Source organism: Streptomyces flavovariabilis (genome assembly GCF_000725785.1).
Taxonomy (GTDB): domain Bacteria; phylum Actinomycetota; class Actinomycetes; order Streptomycetales; family Streptomycetaceae; genus Streptomyces; species Streptomyces hawaiiensis.
This window is the reverse complement of sequence record NZ_JNXD01000004.1, coordinates 129,152-150,193: the sequence shown is the minus strand read 5'-3', so window position 1 is coordinate 150,193 and position 21,042 is coordinate 129,152. Positions and strand designations below refer to the sequence as shown.

General features: G+C 73.2%; 17 protein-coding genes. 6 read left to right on the top strand and 11 right to left on the bottom strand.

Going from position 1 to position 21,042, the window contains the following annotated elements; all coding sequences use genetic code 11:
- The first annotated feature begins 121 nt into the window (after window positions 1-121).
- Window positions 122-889, top strand: coding sequence for a hypothetical protein (locus tag IO24_RS0109855; protein ID WP_045296263.1), 768 nt, complete (start codon window positions 122-124; stop codon window positions 887-889).
- A 252-nt stretch (window positions 890-1,141) separates the two neighbouring features.
- On the opposite strand, the gene IO24_RS0109850 is transcribed toward IO24_RS0109855, so the two are convergent.
- Complete coding sequence (locus IO24_RS0109850) at window positions 1,142-1,924, bottom strand: GntR family transcriptional regulator (RefSeq protein WP_031134059.1); 783 nt, start codon at window positions 1,922-1,924, stop codon at window positions 1,142-1,144.
- Between the two features lie 142 nt (window positions 1,925-2,066).
- On the opposite strand from IO24_RS0109850, the gene IO24_RS0109845 reads away from it, so the two are divergent.
- Window positions 2,067-2,918 carry a (2Fe-2S)-binding protein gene (locus IO24_RS0109845; protein ID WP_031134058.1) on the top strand — a complete coding sequence of 284 codons (852 nt, stop codon included), beginning with the start codon at window positions 2,067-2,069 and terminating at the stop codon, window positions 2,916-2,918.
- Between the two features lie 317 nt (window positions 2,919-3,235).
- Window positions 3,236-4,276, top strand: a complete 1,041-nt coding sequence (locus tag IO24_RS0109840) for a DUF2637 domain-containing protein (protein WP_031134057.1) — start codon at window positions 3,236-3,238, stop codon at window positions 4,274-4,276.
- Window positions 4,277-4,333: 57 nt separating this feature from the next.
- On the opposite strand, the gene IO24_RS0109835 is transcribed toward IO24_RS0109840, so the two are convergent.
- Together IO24_RS0109835 and IO24_RS0109830 are read right to left on the bottom strand one after the other, a co-directional pair.
- The gene (locus IO24_RS0109835; RefSeq protein ID WP_234335230.1) at window positions 4,334-4,816 is read right to left on the bottom strand and encodes an ATP-binding protein; all 483 of its coding nucleotides are present in this window, start codon (window positions 4,814-4,816) and stop codon (window positions 4,334-4,336) included.
- 425 nt (window positions 4,817-5,241) lie between these two features.
- Window positions 5,242-5,865 carry a hypothetical protein gene (locus tag IO24_RS0109830; protein WP_031134053.1) on the bottom strand — a complete coding sequence of 208 codons (624 nt, stop codon included), beginning with the start codon at window positions 5,863-5,865 and terminating at the stop codon, window positions 5,242-5,244.
- Between the two features lie 188 nt (window positions 5,866-6,053).
- Between IO24_RS0109830 and IO24_RS0109825 the strand changes: the two genes are divergently transcribed.
- Entirely contained in the window at window positions 6,054-7,400 is a 1,347-nt protein-coding gene (locus IO24_RS0109825) for a helix-turn-helix domain-containing protein (RefSeq protein WP_476718214.1), read from the top strand.
- Here IO24_RS0109825 and IO24_RS0109820 read toward each other — a convergent pair.
- Both IO24_RS0109820 and IO24_RS46280 read right to left on the bottom strand, forming a co-directional pair.
- Entirely contained in the window at window positions 7,397-9,139 is a 1,743-nt protein-coding gene (locus tag IO24_RS0109820) for a pyruvate dehydrogenase (protein WP_031134049.1), read from the bottom strand. The genes IO24_RS0109825 and IO24_RS0109820 overlap by 4 nt on opposite strands.
- Window positions 9,140-9,205: 66 nt before the next feature.
- Window positions 9,206-11,197, bottom strand: a complete 1,992-nt coding sequence (locus IO24_RS46280; RefSeq protein ID WP_078965988.1) for a protein phosphatase 2C domain-containing protein — start codon at window positions 11,195-11,197, stop codon at window positions 9,206-9,208.
- A 211-nt stretch (window positions 11,198-11,408) separates the two neighbouring features.
- On the opposite strand from IO24_RS46280, the gene IO24_RS0109810 reads away from it, so the two are divergent.
- Window positions 11,409-11,891 (top strand): DUF456 domain-containing protein, encoded by a 483-nt coding sequence (locus IO24_RS0109810; RefSeq protein WP_031134045.1) that lies wholly within the window; start codon window positions 11,409-11,411, stop codon window positions 11,889-11,891.
- A gap of 4 nt (window positions 11,892-11,895) precedes the next feature.
- Here the strand turns inward: IO24_RS0109810 and IO24_RS0109805 are convergent, their stop codons facing one another.
- The 6 genes from IO24_RS0109805 to IO24_RS0109780 form a co-directional block, all read right to left on the bottom strand.
- The gene (locus IO24_RS0109805) at window positions 11,896-12,390 is read right to left on the bottom strand and encodes a methylated-DNA--[protein]-cysteine S-methyltransferase (protein ID WP_031134043.1); all 495 of its coding nucleotides are present in this window, start codon (window positions 12,388-12,390) and stop codon (window positions 11,896-11,898) included.
- Window positions 12,387-13,802, bottom strand: a complete 1,416-nt coding sequence (locus IO24_RS0109800; RefSeq protein WP_031134041.1) for a DNA-3-methyladenine glycosylase 2 family protein — start codon at window positions 13,800-13,802, stop codon at window positions 12,387-12,389. Before IO24_RS0109800 ends, IO24_RS0109805 begins: the two co-directional genes overlap by 4 nt.
- Before the next feature lie 105 nt (window positions 13,803-13,907).
- On the bottom strand, window positions 13,908-15,014 hold the full coding sequence (rsgA, locus tag IO24_RS0109795) for a ribosome small subunit-dependent GTPase A (protein WP_031134039.1): 1,107 nt from the start codon (window positions 15,012-15,014) through the stop codon (window positions 13,908-13,910).
- A 242-nt stretch (window positions 15,015-15,256) separates the two neighbouring features.
- On the bottom strand, window positions 15,257-16,747 hold the full coding sequence (locus tag IO24_RS0109790; protein WP_031134037.1) for a cellulose-binding domain-containing protein: 1,491 nt from the start codon (window positions 16,745-16,747) through the stop codon (window positions 15,257-15,259).
- Window positions 16,748-16,983: 236 nt separating this feature from the next.
- Complete coding sequence (locus IO24_RS0109785) at window positions 16,984-18,303, bottom strand: radical SAM protein (protein WP_031134035.1); 1,320 nt, start codon at window positions 18,301-18,303, stop codon at window positions 16,984-16,986.
- Between the two features lie 126 nt (window positions 18,304-18,429).
- Window positions 18,430-19,437: a hydroxyacid dehydrogenase gene (locus tag IO24_RS0109780; RefSeq protein WP_031134033.1), complete on the bottom strand. Its 1,008-nt coding sequence runs from the start codon at window positions 19,435-19,437 to the stop codon at window positions 18,430-18,432.
- Between the two features lie 219 nt (window positions 19,438-19,656).
- Between IO24_RS0109780 and IO24_RS0109775 the strand changes: the two genes are divergently transcribed.
- Complete coding sequence (locus tag IO24_RS0109775; protein ID WP_031134031.1) at window positions 19,657-20,913, top strand: D-arabinono-1,4-lactone oxidase; 1,257 nt, start codon at window positions 19,657-19,659, stop codon at window positions 20,911-20,913.
- Window positions 20,914-21,042 lie beyond the last annotated feature (129 nt).

The following is a 21,042-nucleotide window of genomic DNA, read 5'->3' as shown; positions in this document are numbered from 1 at the left end:
CACGACTTTGTGAAATCCTTCACCCACCCTCTTGGCCCGGCCCGCCGATTCGTGCTGAGATGCCGCCACCACTCAACAGCTCGATGGCGTGCTCGGGGAGGGCAACGTGGCGCATACCGCCATGTCTGGTAACGGAACGACCGCCGGTGACGATCCCCTCCAGACCGCGGTATGGCGGCTGCGCTCCCGCGGGTGCTGGGCCGACGCGGCCGCCCTGCTGCTGCCGGCCACACCGGCGACGGCGCTCCAGCGCGCTTCGTTGCTGGTGGAACGGTGTCTGTACACCGAGCAGGGCTGGGAGGAGGCCGAGGACGCGCTGCGCACGGCCGAGGCCCTGGCCCACAGCGACGACGAACGCGGAGCGGCCGCTTGTGAACGCGGGTACTTGGCCTACGCGGCGACGCTGCTCGCGGTGCGGGACCGGTCCGACGAGGCGCGGGCCGCGCTCGGGCGGGCGGCGGCGCTGATCCCTCCGGGTGCTCCGGCGCGTGCGCTGCTCGACTTCCGTCGCGGGCTCCTGGCGGAGAACCTGACGAGCGCGCCCCAGGCCGCCCGCGCCGCGTACCGCCGGGCCCACGCGGGCGCGACGGCGCACTCCGATCCGCTGCTGCTGTCCTTCACGTGGCGTCACCTGGCGGGACTCGCCCTGCGGGACGGGGAGTTGGCGGAGGCGCGGCACGGTTTCACGGAGTCGCTGCGGATCCGGGAGGAGCTGGGGTACCTCATCGGCACGGCTCCGGCGCTGGTGTCCCTCGCCGACACCGAGACGGAGCCGGAGGCGTCCCGCCTGCGCGAGGAGGCCCGGCGGTTGTTCCGCCTGCTGGGAGGCGTACCGACGTGGCTGGCCCGCCAGTTGGCTCCGCCGGTACCGCCGGCTGCGACGGCTTGAGGGGGTGCGGGGTACCCGGCGTTGCCGCTGAGGCCGGGTGGGTGCGCAACTCGGCGCGACGAGGTGCCGCTGCGCCCACCCGTGCCGCCCTTAGCGGCACGCATGCCCGCAGCGGGGGCGGCACGCACCCGCAGCTGGTTGGCGCGTCAACGGACAGTTAGTTGGTTCGCAACTCCATCGCGCCGTTCCGGGGACGGACACCCCCGACGCGGCCCCGACCCACCCACCGGCGATCAGGCGAAAGACCGCCCGCTAGCCCGCAGCCGCCGCCCCCGCGAAATGCTCGCCCACCAACGCCCGGACCACGTCCAGGTCCCGCGCGACCAGCGCGTCCAGCAACGCCGTGTGCTCGTGCGCGTCGGCCACCAGATCGGCCCGCCCCCGGACCCCCGGCCCACCCCCGACCAGCGGCCACTGCGCCCTGCGGTGCAGGTCCTCCGCGACCTGGACCAGCTGCGCGTTGCCCGAGAGGGACAGCACGGCCCGGTGGAACCCCCGGTCGGACTCCGCGTAGGTCGCTCGGCAGCCGGAGGACGCCGCACGCACCGTCGCCTCGGCGAGAGGGCGCAGCGCGGCCCAGCGTTCGGCGGGGACGGTGCGGGCCAGCCGCAGCATCACCGGCACCTCGATCAGGGCCCGGACCTCGGCCAGTTCCGCCAGTTCCCGCACACCCCGTTCGACCACCCGGAACCCACGGTTCGGCACGACCTCGACGGCCCCCTCGAGGGCCAGTTGCTGCATGGCCTCCCGGACCGGTGTCGCCGAGACCCCGAACCGCTCGCCCAGCACCGGCGCCGAGTACACCTCACCCGGCCGCAGGTCCCCCGCCACCAGCGCGGCACGCAGCGCGTCCAGGATCTGCCCCCGTACGGAGGCCCGCTGGACAACCGGCCGAGCCCGCGGAACGACCGGCCCGGGCGGCTCGCCGTGCGTGTGCTCTCCCCGCACCGCCGCCCAGGGAGTCCCCGTTTCCGCGGAGCCCTGCGCTCCCTGCTTCACGGGTCCTCCTCCGGACGTATCGGTACTTGGGGTCATTACGGGGGGTTGTTACTCGTCCGTCAAGCACCATAAGCGCCCCGGCCCCCAGTTCAAATCTCAGTTCAATTTCCGCAGATCTTGGGTAAGGTAAGGCTTACCTTCAAGAGCCCCGTTTCACCCCCGACGGATCGGTGATCACATGCCCGCGCCCCATTCGGCCGTCTCCGGCGCCTACACCCGCCTGGCCGAGGTTCTCCCGGGGCTCGCCGTCACCGAACTGAACGCCGAGGACGCGACGCCGCAGGGCGGCGGCTGGACCGCGGCAGCCGACCTCGCGGCCGCCGGTCCCGCCCTCGACCGCTTCCTGGCGTGGGACGTGGAGCAGATCCGGCGGGACTACGACCGGCAGGCCCGCCCCGACGTCGTCGCCAGCTTCGGCCTGCACCGCTACGCCTGGCCCGCCTGCCTCCTGATCACCGTCCCGTGGTTCCTGCACCGCCGGGTCCCCCGCTACCCCGTGACGCACGTCTCCTACGACCGCACCGCCCCGGGCCACGCCCTCGGGCACCTGGCCGTCCGCCCCGCCGGCTTCGCCTGCCTGCCCGGCGACGAGGCGGCCACGCTGCCCGGCGCCCGGGTCGTCCCCGACGAGGAGGCGCTGCGGGCGGAGGTGCGGTCGGCGGTCGCCGAGCACCTGGAGCCGGTCCTGGCCGGTTTCGGCCCCCGGATGCGGCGCCGCGGACGCGCCCTGTGGGGTATGGCGACCGACGAGATCGTCGAAGGACTCTGGTACATCGCCCAGCTGCTCGGCGAGATCGAGGAGCGGCGTGCGATGCGTGAACTGGAACTGCTCCTGCCGGGCGCGACCAAGCCGTACGTCGGCACGGCGGCGTTCCGCGAGCTGACCGGCCCCGGCGGCGAGCCACTGCTCACCCGGGACCGCGCGAGCTGCTGCATGTTCTACACGCTGCGCCCGGAGGACACCTGCGCCACCTGCCCGCGCACCTGCGACACGGAGCGCGTCACCAAGCTGCTGGCCACGGCCAGTTGACGTAGGGGCGTGGCGCACGGGCGGGGTCGATCGCCCCCGCCGTCCCGTAACATCATCGCGAAACCGGGCACCCACACGCCCACCGGCGCTTCGCAACTTCCTCACGCGTCACGGGAACTTTCCGGTGAACCACTCGTACGGGTAGTCTTGTTCGAACTCAACTCCCGCCCCTCAAGCGGCAGTTCGAGCAGAACGTCGCCCCGGCCATTTCCTTGCACTTCCTTGGCGGCCTCTTGCCCCGAAACCCCCTGAGGGCCGATGGGATTGGGCCACTATGGCGGGCGTTACGCCCTATCCCAATGCAAGGGACCACCCAGATGAGACTGACCGACATATCGCTGAACTGGCTGCTTCCGGGCGCCGTGCTCCTCCTGGGCATGCTGGCGGCGGTGGCGGTGCTCGCGCGCGGCAAGCGCTCCTCGGTCAAGGACACGAGCGCGGATGACTCCTGGGAGCGCAGCGAGGAACGCCGCAGACGCAAGGAAGCCCTCTACGGCACCCTCTCTTACCTCCTCCTCTTCTGCTGTGCGGCCGTCGCCGCCCTGCTCTCGTTCCACGGCCTGGTCGGCTTCGGCGAGCAGAACCTCGGACTGTCCGGCGGCTGGCAGTACCTCGTCCCGTTCGGCCTGGACGGCGCCGCGATGTTCTGCTCCGTCCTCGCGGTGCGCGAGGCCAGCCACGGTGACGCCGCTCTCGGCTCCCGGATACTGGTCTGGACGTTCGCCTTCGCCGCGGCCTGGTTCAACTGGGTGCACGCGCCCCGGGGCGCCGGTCACGCGGGTGCCCCCCACTTCTTCGCGGGTATGTCCCTGTCGGCGGCGGTGCTCTTCGACCGCGCGCTGAAGCAGACCCGCCGGGCCGCCCTGCGGGAGCAGGGCCTGGTGCCCCGCCCGCTGCCGCAGATCCGTATGGTGCGCTGGCTGCGGGCCCCCCGGGAGACCTACCGTGCCTGGTCGCTGATGCTCCTCGAGGGTGTGCGCAGCCTGGACGAGGCCGTCGACGAGGTGCGCGACGACAAGCGCAAGAAGGAAGAGGCCCGGCAGCGGCGGCGCGACCAGCAGCGCGTGGAGCGGGCCCAGCTGAAGGCGATCAGCCGCGGTCACCGCGGTCACTTCGGCCGTGGTACCGGACGGCAGCTCGAGGTGCAGGTGGAGCGCGGCTCCTCGCAGGTCTCCGCGGAGCCTGCCATATCCGCGCCGGAGCCCCTGCCCGTGCGCTCGCGTCCCTCCCTTCAGCCGGCACGCAAAGGAACTGACCCGGTGACGGTCGACCTCACCGCGGAGGACGACACCATGGCGCTGCCGCGTCTGGACTCCCTGGAGCGCAAGCTCAAGGACCTTGAGCAGCAGTTCGGCTAGCCGAACCGCATCGACACGGCGAAGGGGCGTGGCCTGCGGGCCGCGCCCCTTCGGCGTTCACGCCGCCTCGGCCTCCAGCTCGAACCAGACGGCCTTGCCCACTCCGTGCGGCCGGATCCCCCAGGCGTCCGCGAGGGACTGCACCAGGAACAGGCCCCTGCCGTTCGTACCGTCGTCGGCGACCGGTACGCGCAGCCGGGGCCTGCGGGCAACGAAGTCCCTTACCTCCACCCGCAGTCCGCGGGGTCCGACGGTGGCCGTGAGGACCGCGTCGTGGTCGGTGTGGACGATCGCGTTGGTGACGAGTTCGCTGGTGAGCAGTTCCGCCACATCCGACTGCCCGTGCTTCCCCCACTGCCCGAGCAGTTCCCGCAGGGCCCTGCGGGCTTCCGGGACGGCCCGCAGGTCCGCCCGCCCGAGTCTGCGCTTCAACTGCGGTGCCGGATCCCGCTCCGTGACGTCGTCGGTCCTGTCCTCCACCGCCTTCGCCGAGAAGCCCCCGATCGCTATGGGACCGCCTCGTCGTGCCTGCCTCTCCATGACCCCCGCCCGCGCGCCGATGTCGGTTCCCCTCCTGCTCGAACATGTTCACGGGGATCCATGCCCCATCGGGAACGCGGCAGTCATGTCGGATCGTCAACGACCGGGTGTTCGGCCACCGGAACGGGGCGGGCGGCCGGGGCGGCGGGCCGGTGGGCGGTACGGCGATGGAAGGCAGGGGGGCAAGAGGATAGCCGGTCATCGTCCTCGGGCGGATCCTGACCGCCGGAGATCGGACGATGGGCCGATGGCCGGCTGCCGATCCCTGCGTACGCGGTGAAGGGCCGGGGCGGTGGGCCCGGGTGCGCGGCGCCGCGGTGAAGTTGGCCGAAGTACGACGGTCCGCACGGCCGCCGCGACCGGTACGGGGCCGTCCTCCCCACCCCCGTGGCGGGAGGACGGCCCCGGTCTCCCGGCGGGGACGGTCAGTACAGCTTGTTGACGGCGGTGGTCGTCGTCTTCTTGAAGGCGGCCACCGGGGCGTCGTCGAAGTCGCCCATCTGGCCCCAGCTCACGACGGTGACGGTCCTGCCGTCCCGTCCGACGGACAGCAGCGAGATGTCCGTGGCACCCCAGGACGTCTCGGTGTGCAGGCCACGGACGCGGGCGCCCTCCTCGACCGGCAGAGTGCCGTAGTCCCGGCCCTCGGCCTCGATGTCCGAGGAGTTCTCCTCGATGCGGTCGGCGCAGGTGCGGATCAGGTCGTCGTAGTGCTTCGCCAGGGCCTTGGCCTGGGTGGCTGTGCCCGTCACGACGGTCAACTGCACGGCGCTGGTTTCCAGGTCGGTCCGGAACTCCCGGTGCCGGTAGTCGTAGTCGAGCACGCCCTCCGTACTCACGCAGGCGCCGAGTCCCTCCGGGAACCCCTCGGTGACCGGTCCGGCGGTCCAGGAGGACGTCGGGTGCGGCGGCAGCTGGGAGGCCGACAGGAACTTGGGCGCGGCGGCCTTCTGAGCGGCGCCGGCGGCCGGTGCCGTGAGGACCGTGCCCGCCGCGAGGGCGGCGACGGTGAGGGCGGTGAGAGCGCTTGCTCGGATGCGCATGGGCATGGGTGTTCCCCCGTGGGACGAGTGCGTGGATGTGGATGCGGCGGCGAGGCCGGCTGGTCGGCCCGGGCCTTCGGTGCGACACCAAGAGCATCAGCGGTCCCACCGCCCGGATGCAACAGCTCGCATCCGATCCGGCACGGTGGAACCATCCCAGCCCGTCTGACGTGCAGGTACATGGGGTGCCTGGGATGCCGTTCCGGGCCGGGTCGGACCACAAGGGCGGGGGAACGGTGTCGGCACAGGACGACGTCGACGACGTCGGGGAGTTCGCGGCGCGGCTGAGGACGCTGAAGGAGCGCACGGACCGCAGTTACGGTTCGCTGGCGCGGCGTCTGGCCATGAACACCTCGACGCTGCACCGCTACTGCGCGGGTGAGGCGGTCCCGCTCGACTTCGCGCCCGTGGAGCGCTTCGCCGCCCTGTGCGGGGCGTCGGCGGAGGAACGTCTGGAGCTGCACCGCCGCTGGCTCCTGGCGGTGGCGGCGCGGCAGCGCCCTCGTACGGCGAGCGCGGCCGGCACGGCGGAGGAGTCCACGGTCGCCGCAGGCGAACCGGGGGACGCACCCGAAGGCATCGACAGCCCTGCCGACGAGCCCCCGCTCCGCCACCGCCCCTGGTACCGCCGCAGACGCGTCACGGTCGCGGTGGCCGCCGCCTGTGCGGTGCTCGCGACGCTCGGGAGCCTGTCCGCGCTGCCGGACGAGCGGCGTGCGTCCGGCGGCGACCGGCCCCGTGCGGCCGGTCCGGCCACGTCCACGACGGAAGCCGATGCCTGGGACCGGCGCGGCCCCTCCCCCACCCCGAGCGGGAGCACTCCCGCTCCCGAGCGGCCCTCACCGTCCGCCACCCCGAAACAGAAGAAGCCCGCCCCCTCGCCCTCCGCCCGCACCACCCCTCCCGCCGACACGGCCACCCCCTCCGTCCCCCTCACTTGGTCGGCCAACTCCCAGGCCTGGAAGCTCGGCTGCGGTCACGACTACGTCGTCGCCGCGCCGCCCGGGCAGGTGCCACCGCCGCCCGTCCCGCAGGACGCCGCAGTCTGGGCCGCCTCGCAGAACGCCGTGCACGGCGGCGAGACGCTCGTACAGCTCTCCGTGCAGGGCCGCACCGACACGGCGGTCGTGCTGGAGGCACTGCGCGTGCGCGTGGTGGGGCGCACCGCACCCGCGCAGGGCAACGCCTACGCCATGGGCCGGGGCTGCGGCGGTTCGATCACCCCGCGCTCCTTCGACGTGAACCTCGACAAGGACCGCCCCATCGCCCGCGCGGTCGCCGGGAGCGACGCGGGTACGCCGATCCCGGCGGTGCGCATGCCCTACCGCGTCTCCGCGCAGGACCCCGAGGTGCTGCTGGTCAACGCCAGGACCCAGGCGTGCGACTGCCGCTGGTACCTGGAGCTGGACTGGTCCTCCCAGGGCCGCACGGGCACGGTCCGGATCGACGACCACGGCCGCCCGTTCCGTACCAGCGGCATCAAGGGCCTGCCCCGCTACGTGTACGAGACCTCCGCACGCGCGTGGACGCCGTACAGCTAGAACCGGGGCACGTTGCGCAGGTTGGACCGGGCCATCTGCAGCATGCGGCCGACCCCGCCGTCCAGCACGATCTTGGAGGCGGACAGGGCGAAGCCGGTCACCATCTCGGCCTTGATCTTCGGCGGGATGGACAGCGCGTTGGGGTCGGTGACGACGTCGACGAGGGCCGGACCCTTGTGCTTGAAGGCGTCCTTCAGGGCCCCGGGGAGGTCCTTGGGCTTCTCGACGCGCACCCCGTACGCACCGCAGGCGCGGGCGACCGCGGCGAAGTCGGGGTTCTTGTTGGCGGTGCCGTACGACGGGAGCCCGGCGACCAGCATCTCCAACTCGACCATGCCGAGGGAGGAGTTGTTGAACAGGACGACCTTCACGGGCAGGTCGTACTGCACCAGCGTCAGGAAGTCGCCCATCAGCATGGAGAAGCCGCCGTCGCCGGACATCGACACGACCTGCCGTTTGCGGTCGGTGAACTGGGCGCCGATCGCCATCGGCAGCGCGTTCGCCATCGAGCCGTGCGAGAAGGAACCGATGACACGGCGGCGGCCGTTGGGTGAGATGTAGCGGGCGGCCCAGACGTTGCACATGCCGGTGTCGACGGTGAACACGGCGTCGTCTGCGGCGACTTCGTCGAGCACGGAGGCCACGTACTCGGGGTGGATCGGCGTGTGCTTCTCGACCTTGCGCGTGTACGCCTTCACCACGCCTTCCAGCGCGTCGGCGTGCTTCTTCAGCATCCGGTCGAGGAAGCGGCGGTTCTTCTTCTCCTTCACCCGCGGGATCAGACAGCGCAGCGTCTCCCGCACGTCGCCCCACACCGCGAGGTCCAGCTTCGAGCGGCGGCCCAGGTGTTCGGGCCGGACGTCGACCTGGGCGATCTTCACGTCGTCGGGGAGGAAGGCGTTGTAGGGGAAGTCGGTGCCGAGCAGGATCAGCAGGTCGCACTCGTGGGTGGCCTCGTAGGCGGCGCCGTACCCGAGCAGCCCGCTCATGCCGACGTCGTACGGGTTGTCGTACTGGATCCACTCCTTGCCGCGCAGGGCGTGCCCGACCGGGGACTTGATCTTCCCGGCGAACTCCATGACCTCGGCGTGCGCGCCGGCCGTACCGCTGCCGCAGAAGAGGGTGACCTTGCCGGCCTCGTCGATCATCTCGGCGAGCCGGTCGATCTCGGCGTCACCGGGGCGGACCGTCGGGCGGGAGGTGACGAGGGCGGTCTCGGCGGCCTTCTCCGGGGCGGGCTCGTCGGCGATGTCGCCGGGCAGGGTGACGACACTGACGCCGCTGCGGCCGACGGCGTTCTGGATGGCGGTCTGCAGCAGCCGCGGCATCTGCTGCGGGCTGGAGATCATCTCGCTGTAGTGGCTGCACTCGGCGAACAGCCGGTCGGGGTGGGTCTCCTGGAAGAACCCGAGGCCGATCTCGCTGGACGGGATGTGCGAGGCGAGGGCGAGGACCGGGGCCATGGAGCGGTGGGCGTCGTAGAGGCCGTTGATGAGGTGGAGGTTGCCGGGGCCGCAGGAGCCGGCGCAGGCGGCGAGCCCGCCGGTGATCTGCGCCTCGGCACTGGCGGCGAAGGCCGCGGTCTCCTCGTGCCGGACGTGGATCCAGTCGATGGCGGAGTTGCGGCGGACGGCGTCGACGACCGGGTTGAGGCTGTCGCCGACGACCCCGTAGAGGCGTTTGACTCCGGCACGGGTGAGGATGTCGACGAACTGTTCCGCGACGTTCTGTTTGGCCATGGTTCTCGTCTGCCCCTTCGGTCTCCTGGGATCCCTCCGGGTTCCATCAAGTCACACCGGTCGCGCTCACGCCTCCCACACCGCGGCGGCCGTACGGTCGTCCGCATAACCCTTGACCCGTACTTGGGAGTCGGCGAGGAAGGCCGCGAGGCCGGGCGGGTCGGGGCGGGACCAGCGCTCGGCGAGGTACTCGCCCAGTTCGGGCTCGCCGCGCAGGGGCTCGGCGAGCCCGCCGCTGCACATCAGGAGCGTGTCACCCGGGCGGGCGACGGAGGTCCGGAAACGGAAGGGCTCGCGGGGCGGCTCCGGGGCCGGTTCGTACGGGCTGGGCGGGGTCGGGATGCCCAGGTCCATGGTGAGCCGGTCGCCCTCGGGGGTCTCGGAGGGCGGCGAGCCGAACCCCACGACGGGTTCGCCCCTGACCACGGCGACCTGCGGCTCGATGTCCTGCCACTCCCCCTCCCGCAACCGGAACAGTCCGCCCGGCCCGACCCCGAAGAACACGCGCGTACGGCATGCGGGGTCGGCCGACAGCAGCAGGCAGCGCAGGCTGGCCGCGTACTCCTCGGGGTCGACGCCCTGCTCGGAGGCGCTGGCCCGGAGCTTGCCGAGGCTGCGGGCGGTGAGCCGGTGCAGCCCGGACTTCAGGTCGCCGCGCCGACCGTCCCTTATGTCCTCGGCCAGCCGGGCATGACTGCGTCCGACGGCCCGCCCGATCCAGTGGCAGGCCTCGGCTGCGGCCCGGTGCGCACCCGGGGTGGCCCGGGCCCCGGTCGCCATCGCCACCAGCAGCAGCGCGTGCTCCCCCGTGCCGAAGCGGGCGGTGAGCAGCGAATCCCTGCGGGGCTCGCCCCGGTACCGCGCGGAGTCCCCCCGCACGGAAACGGCCCGCAAGGTACAGGCCCCGTACCGGGCCCCGTCCAGCACGGTGTCCGCCACGAGGTCGTCGAGATCATCCGGATCGGCGGCCGGGAGAGCGGTGGGTTCGGCGTCATAGGTGGGCGGCCGGGTTCCGACGTGGCCACGCGACCGGGGAGTGGGCGCGGGGCGCTCGATCCGGGGGCCGGGCCGGTCGGGCGGGGGATCCGTGGTGAGGGGCGTGGGCGCGGGGCCGGCGGGGCGTGGCAGTACCGCCTGAGGGTCCTCGGGACGCGGGACCGCGTCCGGCGGCTCGGCGGGGAGCGGAGGCACAGGCTTCTGATCAGCCGGTCCCGCCGGGACGCCGGGGCCCGGAGGCCGGGGCCGCCGGCCGGCCGGGGGTGAGGGCGCGGGGGGCGAGGCGGTGGGGCGCGGCGGCACGGGGGGCCGGTCGGCCGAGGCCGGGTACGCGGCGTCGCCCGGGTCGGTGGCGGGTGACGCGGCTCCGCCCGACTCGGGCGGGTGGGACGCGGCCCCGCCGGGAGCGGTGGCGGGGGCCGGAGGGGCAGGCTGCCCGGGCGGGCCCACGACAGGGGCCGGGTCGGCCTCCGGGGCCGGCCAGGTCGGAGGGGCCGTGGGGGGCGGGGGGACCGGGGGTGTCCGTGAGGCGGGGGGCGTCGGGGCGGGGGGTTGCCTCGGGTTCTCCGCGGGTGGCCGGGGGGCGGCGGCTGGCGGGCCCCCGTCACCTCGGCGCTCACCCGCGGACGCACCCGGGCTGACCGGCGAGGCTGCGTCGCGGGGACGCTCGTCCGTGGGCGTGCGGTCGGGTTTCCGCTCGGCGCGCCCCGGCGGTTTCGCCGCGGCCGGGAAGCTCACGGGCCCGGTGGGCCCGGACGGCGGCGGCTCCCAGGGCGCGCGCTGCGGGGACCGGCCGTGCGGCCGGGGCGGGTCCGGTACGTCATCGGCCCCGCTCCGGGGCGCCGGAACCGTCGGCTCCGCACCGAGGGGCCGCCCCACCGGCCGGTCCGGGGGCCCTGTCCGCTCCTCCGCCCCGTCTCCCACCGCTCCCGACGCCGAAGCGAACCGGTCGTCCAGGGAATCCCGCGCCGGTGTGGGGCCCGTGTCGTCGGTGGAGTCCTCGTACAACTCCCTCCACCAGTCGTCCTCGTGACCGGTGGGCCTTCCCCCCTGCTGGCTCATGCCCGTAATTGTCCACCGCACGAGCCGGATGAAAACGGGGCTTGTGGAAAAAACCGCCCCGCCACGGGACGGTGAACGGCACGTCGAGTGAGCTGTAGAACGGTCATGCGATATCGGGAGCCCGGCGGGCCGCGAGCGGCTGACCTGCGGGTCTGAGCCCCGGCCACGCTTCTGACCTGCGCGTTCTCGCGTGTTCCGGCAGTCTGGTCAGATGGGAGTGTGGGACCTCCTGCTGGTCGGGCTGGTCATCCTGCTCGGGCTGTGCGGAGTGCTGCTGCCCGCCATGCCGGGATCGTTGCTGGTGTGGGCCGCGGTCATGTGGTGGGCGCTGAAGGATCCGCGGCCCGTCGCGTGGTGGGTGCTGGTCGGAGCCACCGTGCTGCTGCTCGTCTCCCAGGCCGTCCGCTGGGCGCTGCCGCCCCGGCGGCTGCGTATGAACGGCACCACCCGCCGCATGCTGGCCTGCGCCGGAGCCGGTTCCGTCCTCGGCTTCGTCCTGGTCCCCGTACTGGGCGCGATCCCGGGATTCCTGGCGGGTGTCTACCTCTTCGAACGGCTCCGCCTCGGCCGTCACACCGACGCGGTCGCCGCCCTGCGCACGGTCATGCGCGCGGGCGGCTCCGGCATCCTGTCCGAACTGTTCACCTGCCAGCTGATCGCGGCGGCCTGGGTGGGTGCGGTCTTCTGGGGGTGAGCCCTCAAGCGGGCAGCACGCCCTCGTGCGTCAGCAGCCGGACCTTGCGGTCCAGACCGCCCGCATAGCCGGTCAGGGCGCCGTCCGCGCCGATCACCCGGTGGCACGGCCGGACCACCAGCAGCGGATTCGCGCCGATCGCACCGCCGACGGCCCGCACGGCCGCCCGGGGCGCCCCGATGCGCGCGGCGATCTCGCCGTACGTCGCGGTCGAGCCGTAGGGAATGTCGTCCAGCGCGGCCCAGACCCTCTCCCGGAAGGCGGTGCCCTCGGTGCGCCAGGTCAGGCGGAACTCCTTCAGTTCCCCGGCGAAGTAGGCGGCGAGCTGCTCCTCGGCCTCCCGGAAGGGCCCGGGGTCGCGCCGCCAGTCGTCCCGCACCTCGCGTCCGCCCTTCTGGCCGGGCACGGACAGGGAGGTCAGCTCGCCGGCCGGGGCGGCGGTGAGGAGCAGCGGCCCGAGAGGGCCGGTCACACTCGTCCAGTAGGTCGGGCAGGTCATCGGGACTCCCACTCCCCTGCTGCGCGCAGGTGGTTCAGAGCGTACGAGCGCCAGGGGCGCCAGCTGTCGGGGACGTCGAGGCCGGGCGGGGCCACGTCCGGGTCGCCGAGGGCGCGGATGCGGATCTCGGCCACGGTACGGGCGTCCAGGCCGGGCACGGCACGCAGGGCGTCCTGCGCGTCGTCCCGGTCGGCGCCGGGGTCCAGGCGGACGGCCTGGTCGGCGAGGGCGGCGGTGAGTGCGCCGAGGGTGCCGCCGGGCTCGGCCCCGGCGAGGACGGCCGGCTCGGGGAAGAGGTGGGTGAGGCTGCCGCAGGGGGCGTCGAGGGCCTTGCCGTAGCGGCGTACGAGCCGTTCCGCCTCCGTGCGGCCGGTCAGTGCGCGCACCGCGAGTTCCTCCGGGTCGGCGGTGCCCGGTGAGCGCAGCCCGGGCCGGGCGGCGACCAGGGGTGCGAGTCGCGGGTCGGCGGCGAGGCGCTCGTCGACGGCGTAGGGGTCGGCGTCGAGGTCGAACAGCCGCCGCAGCCGCTGGACGGCGGTGGTCAGGTCGCGTGGGTCGGTGAGGTGCAGCCGGGCGTCGAGCCAGCCGCCCGGGTGGGCGCCGAGTCCGCTCCGGGCGGTGCCGGGGCGCTCTTCGACCGCGACGATGCCGGTGCCGTACGGGAGGCGCAGGGTGCGCCGGTAGGTGCGGGTGCCGGGCGGGCCGCTCACCTCCTCGATGCCGGGTACGGCCTCGCGGGCCAGCAGGTCGAAGACGGGCCCGGCCCGGTAGGGGCCTCGGTGGGCGAGCCGGAGCGGGATGCCGGCGTTCGGGGTGGCCGTGCGGCGGCCCCGGCCGTGCTTCGGCGCGGCGGCGCGCAGCTCGCTCGGAGTCGACGCGTACACCGCCCGGATCGTGTCGTTGAACTGCCGCACGCTGGCGAAGCCCGACGCGAACGCGATCTCGGTGATGGGCAGCTCGGTGGTCTGCACCAGGACGCGTGCGGTGTGGGCCCGCTGGGCCCGGGCGAGGGCGACCGGCCCGGCGCCGAGTTCGGCGGTGAGCTGCCGCTGCACCTGCCGTGCGCTGTAGCCGAGGCGTCCGGCGAGCCCGGCGACGCCCTCCCGGTCGACCACGCCGTCGGCGATCAGCCGTACGGCCCGGCCCACCACGTCCGCGCGGACGTTCCACTCGGCGGAGCCGGGCACGGCGTCCGGGCGGCACCGCCGGCAGGCCCGGAAACCCGAGCCCTGCGCGGCGGCGGCCGTGGTGAAGAACCGTACGTTGGCCCGCTTCGGGGTGACCGCGGGGCAGCTCGGCCGGCAGTAGATGCCCGTCGTCTCGACCGCGAAGAAGAACACGCCGTCGAAACGGGCGTCGCGGCTGCGCACCGCCTCGTACCTGGTGTCTTCGTCCGTTCCCTGGTTCGTCACCCGTCCAGTCTCCGCCGTCGGCCGGTCGGCCGCTGGCGGAAATCGGACACCGCGATCGGGCCGGGAACCCGGACGGCGGGACGCGGACGGCGGGACGCGGAGCGGTTACGAACGCCGGTGCGGTCCCCGCTTCGCTTCCATCGCGGCCTTGCCGATCGCCCCCTTCCGCTTCCAGTCCTTGCGGATCTCGGCCCGCAGGCGGGCGTCGGTCTTGGCGACGATGCGCTGGTTCTCCCGCAGCAGCTTGCGGTAGCTCTGCAGCCGCCGCTCCGGCAGCTCACCGGTCTCGACGGCGGCCAGCACGGCGCACCCCGGCTCGGCCTCGTGGGCGCAGTCGTGGAAGCGGCACCGCCCGGCCAGCTCCTCGATCTCGGAGAACACCTGCCCGACGCCGGTTCCGGCGTCCCACAGGCCGACGCCCCGCAGCCCGGGGGTGTCGATCAGGACACCCCCGCCGGGCAGGGCGAGCAGGTTGCGCGTGGTCGTGGTGTGGCGGCCCTTGCCGTCGACGTCCCGGGTGGCCTGGACGGTCATGACGTCCTCGCCGAGCAGCGCGTTGGCGAGGGTGGACTTGCCGGCGCCGGACTGCCCGAGCAGCACGGACGTCCCCCCGCCGACGATCGCGGCGAGCACGTCGAGCCCGGCCCCGTCCACGGAGCTGACGGGCACGACGGCCACGCCGGGCGCGCTCGTCTCCACGTCCTGGACGAGGTACGAGAGGGTCACGGCGTCCGGCACGAGGTCGGCCTTGGTGAGGACGACGACGGGCTGGGCCCCGGATTCCCAGGCGAGGGCGAGGAAGCGCTCGATGCGGCCGAGGTCCAGCTCGACCGCGAGCGACACGGCGATGACCGCGTGGTCGACGTTGGCCGCGAGGATCTGCCCCTCCGAGCGCTGGGAGGAGGTGGAGCGGACGAAGGCGGTGCGGCGCGGCAGGCAGGTACGGACGTAGCGCGGGTTGCCGCCGGGTTCGACGGCGACCCAGTCGCCGGTGCACACGACCCGCAGCGGGTCGTGCGGGGTGACGAACGCGGTGTCGGCCCGCAGCAGCCCGTCGGCGGTGACGACGTCGCACTGCCCGCGGTCGACCCGGACGACCCGGCCGGGCAGCAGCCCTTCGGTCTCGTACGGGGTGAACGCCTCGGCCCAGGCCTCGTCCCAGCCGTAGGGAGCGAGAGCGGTGGAAACGGATGAAGCGGAGGAGGAGGACAAGGGTGACCCTTCCAAGGTCGGCCCCCGGCCCGACAGTCGGTCGGATCAGCCGGCGGCCACGGAGGTGGACTGGATGAACTGGATGCGGGCAGCGCCCATCGCAATGACAGCCATCGGTCAACACCTCCCTGTCTCTTCGGGTCTTCTCTTCGCGGCACCGCCGTGTGCGCGGAACCGCCCTGCGCACGAACCGCCGTGTGCGCCGGACAGCCGTCACGCTATCCCGTCACGGCGGAGGTGCGTCAACTGCTTTTCGCGCAGGTGTGGCCGTTCAGCTCGAAGTCGTACGGCGGGGAGTTCTTGCCCCGCCAGGAGGCGAGGAAGCCGAAGGCCAGGTCGCCGCCGGCGGGGACCGACTTGTTGTAGTCGGCGGCGGTGGCGGTGACGCGGGAGCCGTCCTGGGCGACGGAGGCGTCCCACATCTGTCCCACCCGCTGGCCGTCCCGGAAGGACCAGGCGACGCGCCAGGAGCCGAGGGCCTCGGTGCTGGTGACGGTGACGGTGGCCTGGAAGCCGTCGGGCCACTGGTTGACCAGGTCGTACTCGACCCGGCAGGCGGGGTCCGCGCTCTCGCCGGGTTCGGTCCGGTCGGTGGGCGAGGAGGTGCCCTGCGGTTCGGTGTGGCGGTCGGTGCCCTTCGACGTGCCGGGCTTCTCCGGCTGCTTCGTGGCCTGGGTGGTCCGGTCGGCCGGTTTCGAGGTCGCGGGCGGCAGGGACGGTGCGGACGGCAGGGGAGGAGCGGGGTCGGCCACCGGCTGGCGGTCGCCGCCGCGCGCGCCGAGGTCGTCGTCGCCACCGCCGAAGGGCATCAGCGAGACGCCGAGGGCCAGCACGGAGACCAGGACCGCGGCGACGAGGAGGCCGTTGCGGGCGACGCGCGCCTTCTGCTCCCCGTCCTCCGGTTCTCCGGCCGCCTTGTCCGCCGGGCCGGGGCGGCCGGCACCCAGCCGCACCTCGGCGGCACGGCGGCGGCGCTCCAGGTAGGCGAGGCCGCCCCAGCCGATCACCCCGCCGGCCAGTGCCCCGGGCAGGGCGCCGCCGTGCAGGCGCAGGCAGGCGGCGGCTTCGGCGCACTGCACGCAGGTGGCCAGGTGCCGGGAGAGGTCGCCGGGGGTCTCGGCCTCGGAGGAGCGGGTCACGGCGTCGAGCAGCCGGGCGTAGCTGCGGCACCGGGCGTCCATCGGCGTGTCGAGGTGGTTGCGGTGGCAGCGGTCCCGGAACAGGGTGCGCACCTGCTGGAGTTCCTGGCCGGCACCGGCCGGGTCGAGGCCCAGGCGGCGGGCGACCACGGGCAGTGGCAGGGCCTCCACCTCGGCGAACCACAGCAGTTCGGCGTCGGGTTGCTGGAGATCGCGCAGGCCGCGCAGCGCGAGCGGGCGCTGCAGGGGCGGGCCGGTGTAGCGGGCGGCCTTGTCCGAGTTGAGCCACAGGCGCAGGTCGGGGTCGAGTTTGTGGCCCTGCCCCTCTTCCTCCCAGGCCGCGGCGGTGGTGCGTACGGAGGTCAGCAGCAGGGGTATGCGGGGCAGCCGGGCCGGGCGGCGGCCGGTGCCGCGGACCGGGCCGGTGCCGGCGGCGCGGGCCTCGCGTATGCCGTGCGCGAACGCCTCGCGGCCCAGCTGTGCGGCGGCCGAAGAACCGGACGTGCACAGGTCCGCGTACGCGAGGACCGCGTCCCAGCACTCGGAGAACAGCGCGGCCTCGGTGGCGTCCTGAGGGGTCGGCAGGTCGGGCATGAGTCTCCTGCATCCACAAGCGAGGTCAACTCACCACATCGGCATTGGAGTTGGGGGGAACCTCGCGGCAGTGCAAGAGCTTTTCACGCCTCCCACACAACTGACAAGCGCCCTGTTCAGATATCACGACAGGGCGGCCGCACCCCCATGGCTCCGGCCTCGGAGTGCCATACGGGTGCGGCCGCCCTGCGACTCAGCGGTGTGCCGTCAGAAGGGACGACGTGATCGAAGTGTTATCAAACGGCGGTGGGTTCGTCGGCCGGGAGGCTGTCCATGAAGGAGCTGACCGAGAAGACCGCGTTGCCTGCGCCGGGCGGGCCGTAGCCGGGGGGCGAGGAGAGACCGAAGTCCTCCATGGTCTGCCGGTACGCCTGGAGCAGGCGGATGTGGTACTCCAGCGGCGCGCCCTGCGGGTTGGCCTTGCCGAGCGGCGTCGTGGGCTCCGGGCACCAGGTGGTGAAGCGGGGCGTGATGCCGTGCGACATGAAGAAGCGCAGGCCCTCGGTGGTGGAGGCGATGGCCTCGTCGACCGTCTTGAAGCCGAACGGCTCGGCCATCTCCACGCCCGCCACGAAGTTGGGGATGACGTTGCGCGCGCCGAAGATCCCGGCTGAGTCGAGGATGCGCTTGTGCCACTCGTCGCGGCCGACGTAGCGCTCCTTGCCCGGGCAGTACATCTTGAAGAGGTACTCGTCCCACACCTCGTAGTTGGGGTGGTAGATCTGCACGCCGTAGTCCTTGAACCGCTGCACGTCGTCACGCGGCAGCGCCTGGGCGACGACCTTGCCGATCCAGCGGCCGGGGAAGCGCTCCTCGATGGCCTTGGCGTAGTGGCCGTAGAAGTCGGCCTCGTCGCGGCCGGAGACCGTCTTGGTGATGGCGCCGCCGGTGAGGGTGTAGGCGGTGGAGGCCTTCGCCGTGTCGTAGCGGTCGATGATCTCCAGGGCCTCGAGCACCTCCTCGACGTCCTTCACGCCCGTGTAGGGCCGGCCGGCGGCCTTGTGCTGGCGCCAGTTGTGGTTGATGTCGCAGTACTGGCACTCCTCCTTGGCGCCGAAGTACTGGCAGACCCGGAAGACGGTCAGGTAGATCAGGTAACCCCACTGGATGGTCGGGGCGACCTCCATCACCGACTTCCCGCTGGCGAGGGTGTGCCGGTAGTACTCGGGCATCGGCGGCACTCCGACGTCGGAGATCCGCTTGCCGTCGAGGTAGAGACCGAGCACCCCGTCCTCGTTCGCGGCGACGCGGTACGGCGAGGACGGGTTCACGCGGACCGAGACGACGGTGCGGCGCAGGTCGTAGGGGCCGCCGGTGAGGATGATCTCCTCGGGCGGCCGGCGCAGCGCCGCCTCGCCGAGCTCGGGCAGGGTGCCGTGGTCGAAGGAGAAGATGAAGTACGACTTCGGCTTGACCTCGCCGCCCTCGTTGTCACTCAGTGCGGACGGGTCGAAGGCGACGCCGCCGCGAAGCAGGTCCTCCTTGAAGACGGCCTCCCGCGGTACGTGCGGGAACCGCTCCATCAGATCCTCGACCAGCGCGGTACGGCTGCCCATCCCGACTCTCCTCCCGGTTCGGACGTACGACTCCTCACGGTATGCCCATGGGTGTACGCGGCCGGTACCGGGTCCCCCCGAGCCGGGGGAATGCCCCCTTTGCGGCATTGTGCTGGGTGATGCGGGTCAGGCTTCGCGCGCCAGCGACGCCCAGTCGACCCCGTACGCGGGCTTCTCCCCGGCCAGCAGCCGTTCCGCCTCCTGCGCGACCGTCAGGCCGAGCCGGGCCAGCTCGTTGCCCTGGGAGCCCGCGAGGTGCGGGGTGACGAACGCGCCGGGCAGGTCGTAGAGGGGCGAGTCCGCGGGAAGCGGCTCCGGGTCGGTGACGTCGAGGATCGCGGTCAGGCGCCCGGTGCGCAGTTCCGCCACGAGGGCGTCGTGGTCGACCAGCGCGCCGCGCGCGGTGTTGATCAGCACCGCCCCGTCGGGCATGAGGGCCAGCTCGCGGCCGCCGATCAGGTGGTGGGTCTCGGGCGTCTCCGGGGCGTGGACGGTGACGATGCCGGACGTGCGCAGCAGCTCGTCCAGGGGCAGCAGGGGGACGCCGAGCGCGGCGGCCTGCCGCTCGTCGACGTACGGGTCGGTGAGGGCCGGCCGCAGGTCGAAGGGGCGGAGCAGTTCGAGGACGCGGCGGCCGATGCGGGAGGCGCCGATGACGCCGACCCGGCGACCGTAGTTGCCGATGCCGGGGATGACGCCCCAGCCGGCGGAGGTGCGGGCCGTGCGCATCCGGTCGCGGGCGGCGAGGACGTCCTTGCCGGCGAGCAGGATCATGGCGAGGGTGTACTCGGCGACCGGGAGCGCGTTGGCGACGGCCGCCGAGGAGACGGCGATGCCGCGCTGCCAGATCCCGGGGGTGGCGAAGGACTTCACCGAGCCGGCCGAGTGCAGCACCGACCGCAGCCGGGGAGCGGCGTCGAGGACCGCCTCGTCGAGCCGGGGGCACCCCCAGCCGGTCACCAGGATCTCGGTCCGGGCCAGCGCGCCGAGGACGCGCGGGTCGGTGAAGTCCTCGGCCACGAGGCCGGGATCGATGTCCACGGACTCGCTCAGCCGCTCCAGCACCTCGGGCGGGAAGACCTGCGGCACGTTCTCGGCGGCCATGGCGAACAGTGCCTGGGGACGCTGACTCAAGGAGGTGACCTTCCGGCTCGGCGGGGGGCACTGCTGGAACGGCTCCCGTGACACGGACGGAAACCGGGACGGGAGACCGGCGGTGGAAACCGGGGTAGTAACCGCTCTCTACGGCCCCTACCGTAGGCGGAGCCGGGCGGCAGCGGCAATGGACACCGGACCGGGGTAGGTTCCGGCGGGGGCTTCCCGGTCCCCGCTGCCTCGGGGAAGGACGAAGCGATGAACGGGACCGTGACCAACTGGGCGGGCAACATCACCTACGCGGCCAAGGAACTGCACCGGCCCGGCTCGCTCGCCGCGCTGCGCGCGCTCGTCGCGGACGGCGACCGGGTGCGGGTCCTGGGCAGCGGACACTCGTTCAACCAGATCGCCGAGCCGGGGCCCGAGGGCGTCCTGCTGTCGCTGGCCGACCTGCCCCCGGAGGTGGACGTCGACACGGCGGCCCGGACGGTCCGGGTCGGCGGCGGCGTGCGCTACGCCGAGCTGGCCCGCCGCGTGCACGGGCAGGGACTCGCGCTGCACAACATGGCGTCCCTGCCGCACATCTCGGTGGCCGGGTCGGTCGCGACCGGCACCCACGGCTCGGGGGTGCTCAACGGCCCGCTCTCGGTGGCCGTGCGCGAGGTGGAGCTGGTCACGGCCGACGGTTCGATGGTGACCATAGGACGGGACGAGGAGCGGTTCGGCGGGGCCGTCACCTCGCTCGGCGCGCTCGGGGTCGTCACCGCGCTCACCCTCGATCTGGAACCGGCCTACGAGGTGGAGCAGCACGTGTTCACCGAACTGCCCTTCCAGGGGCTGGACTCGGGGACGTTCGAGACGGTGATGGCGACGGGGTACAGCGTCAGCCTGTTCACCGACTGGCGGGAGCCGGGCTTCAGGCAAGTGTGGCTCAAGCGGCGCACCGACCAGCCGCTGCCCGCCTTCCCCTGGGCCGCGCCCGCCACGGAGAAGACGCACCCGGTGCCGGGCATGCCCGCGGTCAACTGCACCGAGCAGTTCGGCGTTCCGGGGCCGTGGCACGAGCGATTGCCGCACTTCCGGGCGGAGTTCGTCCCGAGCAGCGGGGCGGAGCTGCAGTCGGAGTACCTGCTGCCGCGCGGGCACGCCGTGGAGATGCTGCACGCGCTCGACGCGATCCGGGAGACCGTCGCCCCCGTCCTGCAGACCTGCGAGGTGCGCACGATCGCCGGCGACGACCAGTGGCTGAGCCCTTCCCACGGCCGGGACACCGTCGCGGCGCACTTCACGTGGGTGGAGGACACGCAGGCGGTACTCCCGGCGGTGCGGCGGGTCGAGACGGCCCTGGCCCCCTTCGGCGCCCGGCCGCACTGGGGAAAGGTGTTCACCCTGCCCGCCTCCGCCCTGCGCGAGCTGTACCCGCGACTCGACGACTTCCGGGCGCTGACGCAGGAGCTGGACCCCCGGGGGAAGTTCACCAACCCCTTCGTCCGGAGCGTGCTCGCACAGGCGTAGGCGGTACCGGGGGGCGGCCGGTCGTCCTGATGCGGATCGCCCCACCGGCCCGGGCATGACACGCGGGGCCGCAGATCGGCCGTGGCGTGCGGGTGGCCTGCCGGCCGGGCGGTGACATGCGGGTGGTCT

Coding starts and splice junctions, on each gene's coding strand:
- IO24_RS0109855 (WP_045296263.1), top strand. CDS start 122: ATGTCTGGTAACGGAACGACCGCCGGTGACGATCCCCTCCAGACCGCG.
- IO24_RS0109850 (WP_031134059.1), bottom strand. CDS start 1,924: ATGACCCCAAGTACCGATACGTCCGGAGGAGGACCCGTGAAGCAGGGA.
- IO24_RS0109845 (WP_031134058.1), top strand. CDS start 2,067: ATGCCCGCGCCCCATTCGGCCGTCTCCGGCGCCTACACCCGCCTGGCC.
- IO24_RS0109840 (WP_031134057.1), top strand. CDS start 3,236: ATGAGACTGACCGACATATCGCTGAACTGGCTGCTTCCGGGCGCCGTG.
- IO24_RS0109835 (WP_234335230.1), bottom strand. CDS start 4,816: ATGGAGAGGCAGGCACGACGAGGCGGTCCCATAGCGATCGGGGGCTTC.
- IO24_RS0109830 (WP_031134053.1), bottom strand. CDS start 5,865: ATGCCCATGCGCATCCGAGCAAGCGCTCTCACCGCCCTCACCGTCGCC.
- IO24_RS0109825 (WP_476718214.1), top strand. CDS start 6,054: ATGCCGTTCCGGGCCGGGTCGGACCACAAGGGCGGGGGAACGGTGTCG.
- IO24_RS0109820 (WP_031134049.1), bottom strand. CDS start 9,139: ATGGCCAAACAGAACGTCGCGGAACAGTTCGTCGACATCCTCACCCGT.
- IO24_RS46280 (WP_078965988.1), bottom strand. CDS start 11,197: ATGAGCCAGCAGGGGGGAAGGCCCACCGGTCACGAGGACGACTGGTGG.
- IO24_RS0109810 (WP_031134045.1), top strand. CDS start 11,409: ATGGGAGTGTGGGACCTCCTGCTGGTCGGGCTGGTCATCCTGCTCGGG.
- IO24_RS0109805 (WP_031134043.1), bottom strand. CDS start 12,390: ATGACCTGCCCGACCTACTGGACGAGTGTGACCGGCCCTCTCGGGCCG.
- IO24_RS0109790 (WP_031134037.1), bottom strand. CDS start 16,747: ATGCCCGACCTGCCGACCCCTCAGGACGCCACCGAGGCCGCGCTGTTC.
- IO24_RS0109785 (WP_031134035.1), bottom strand. CDS start 18,303: ATGGGCAGCCGTACCGCGCTGGTCGAGGATCTGATGGAGCGGTTCCCG.
- IO24_RS0109775 (WP_031134031.1), top strand. CDS start 19,657: ATGAACGGGACCGTGACCAACTGGGCGGGCAACATCACCTACGCGGCC.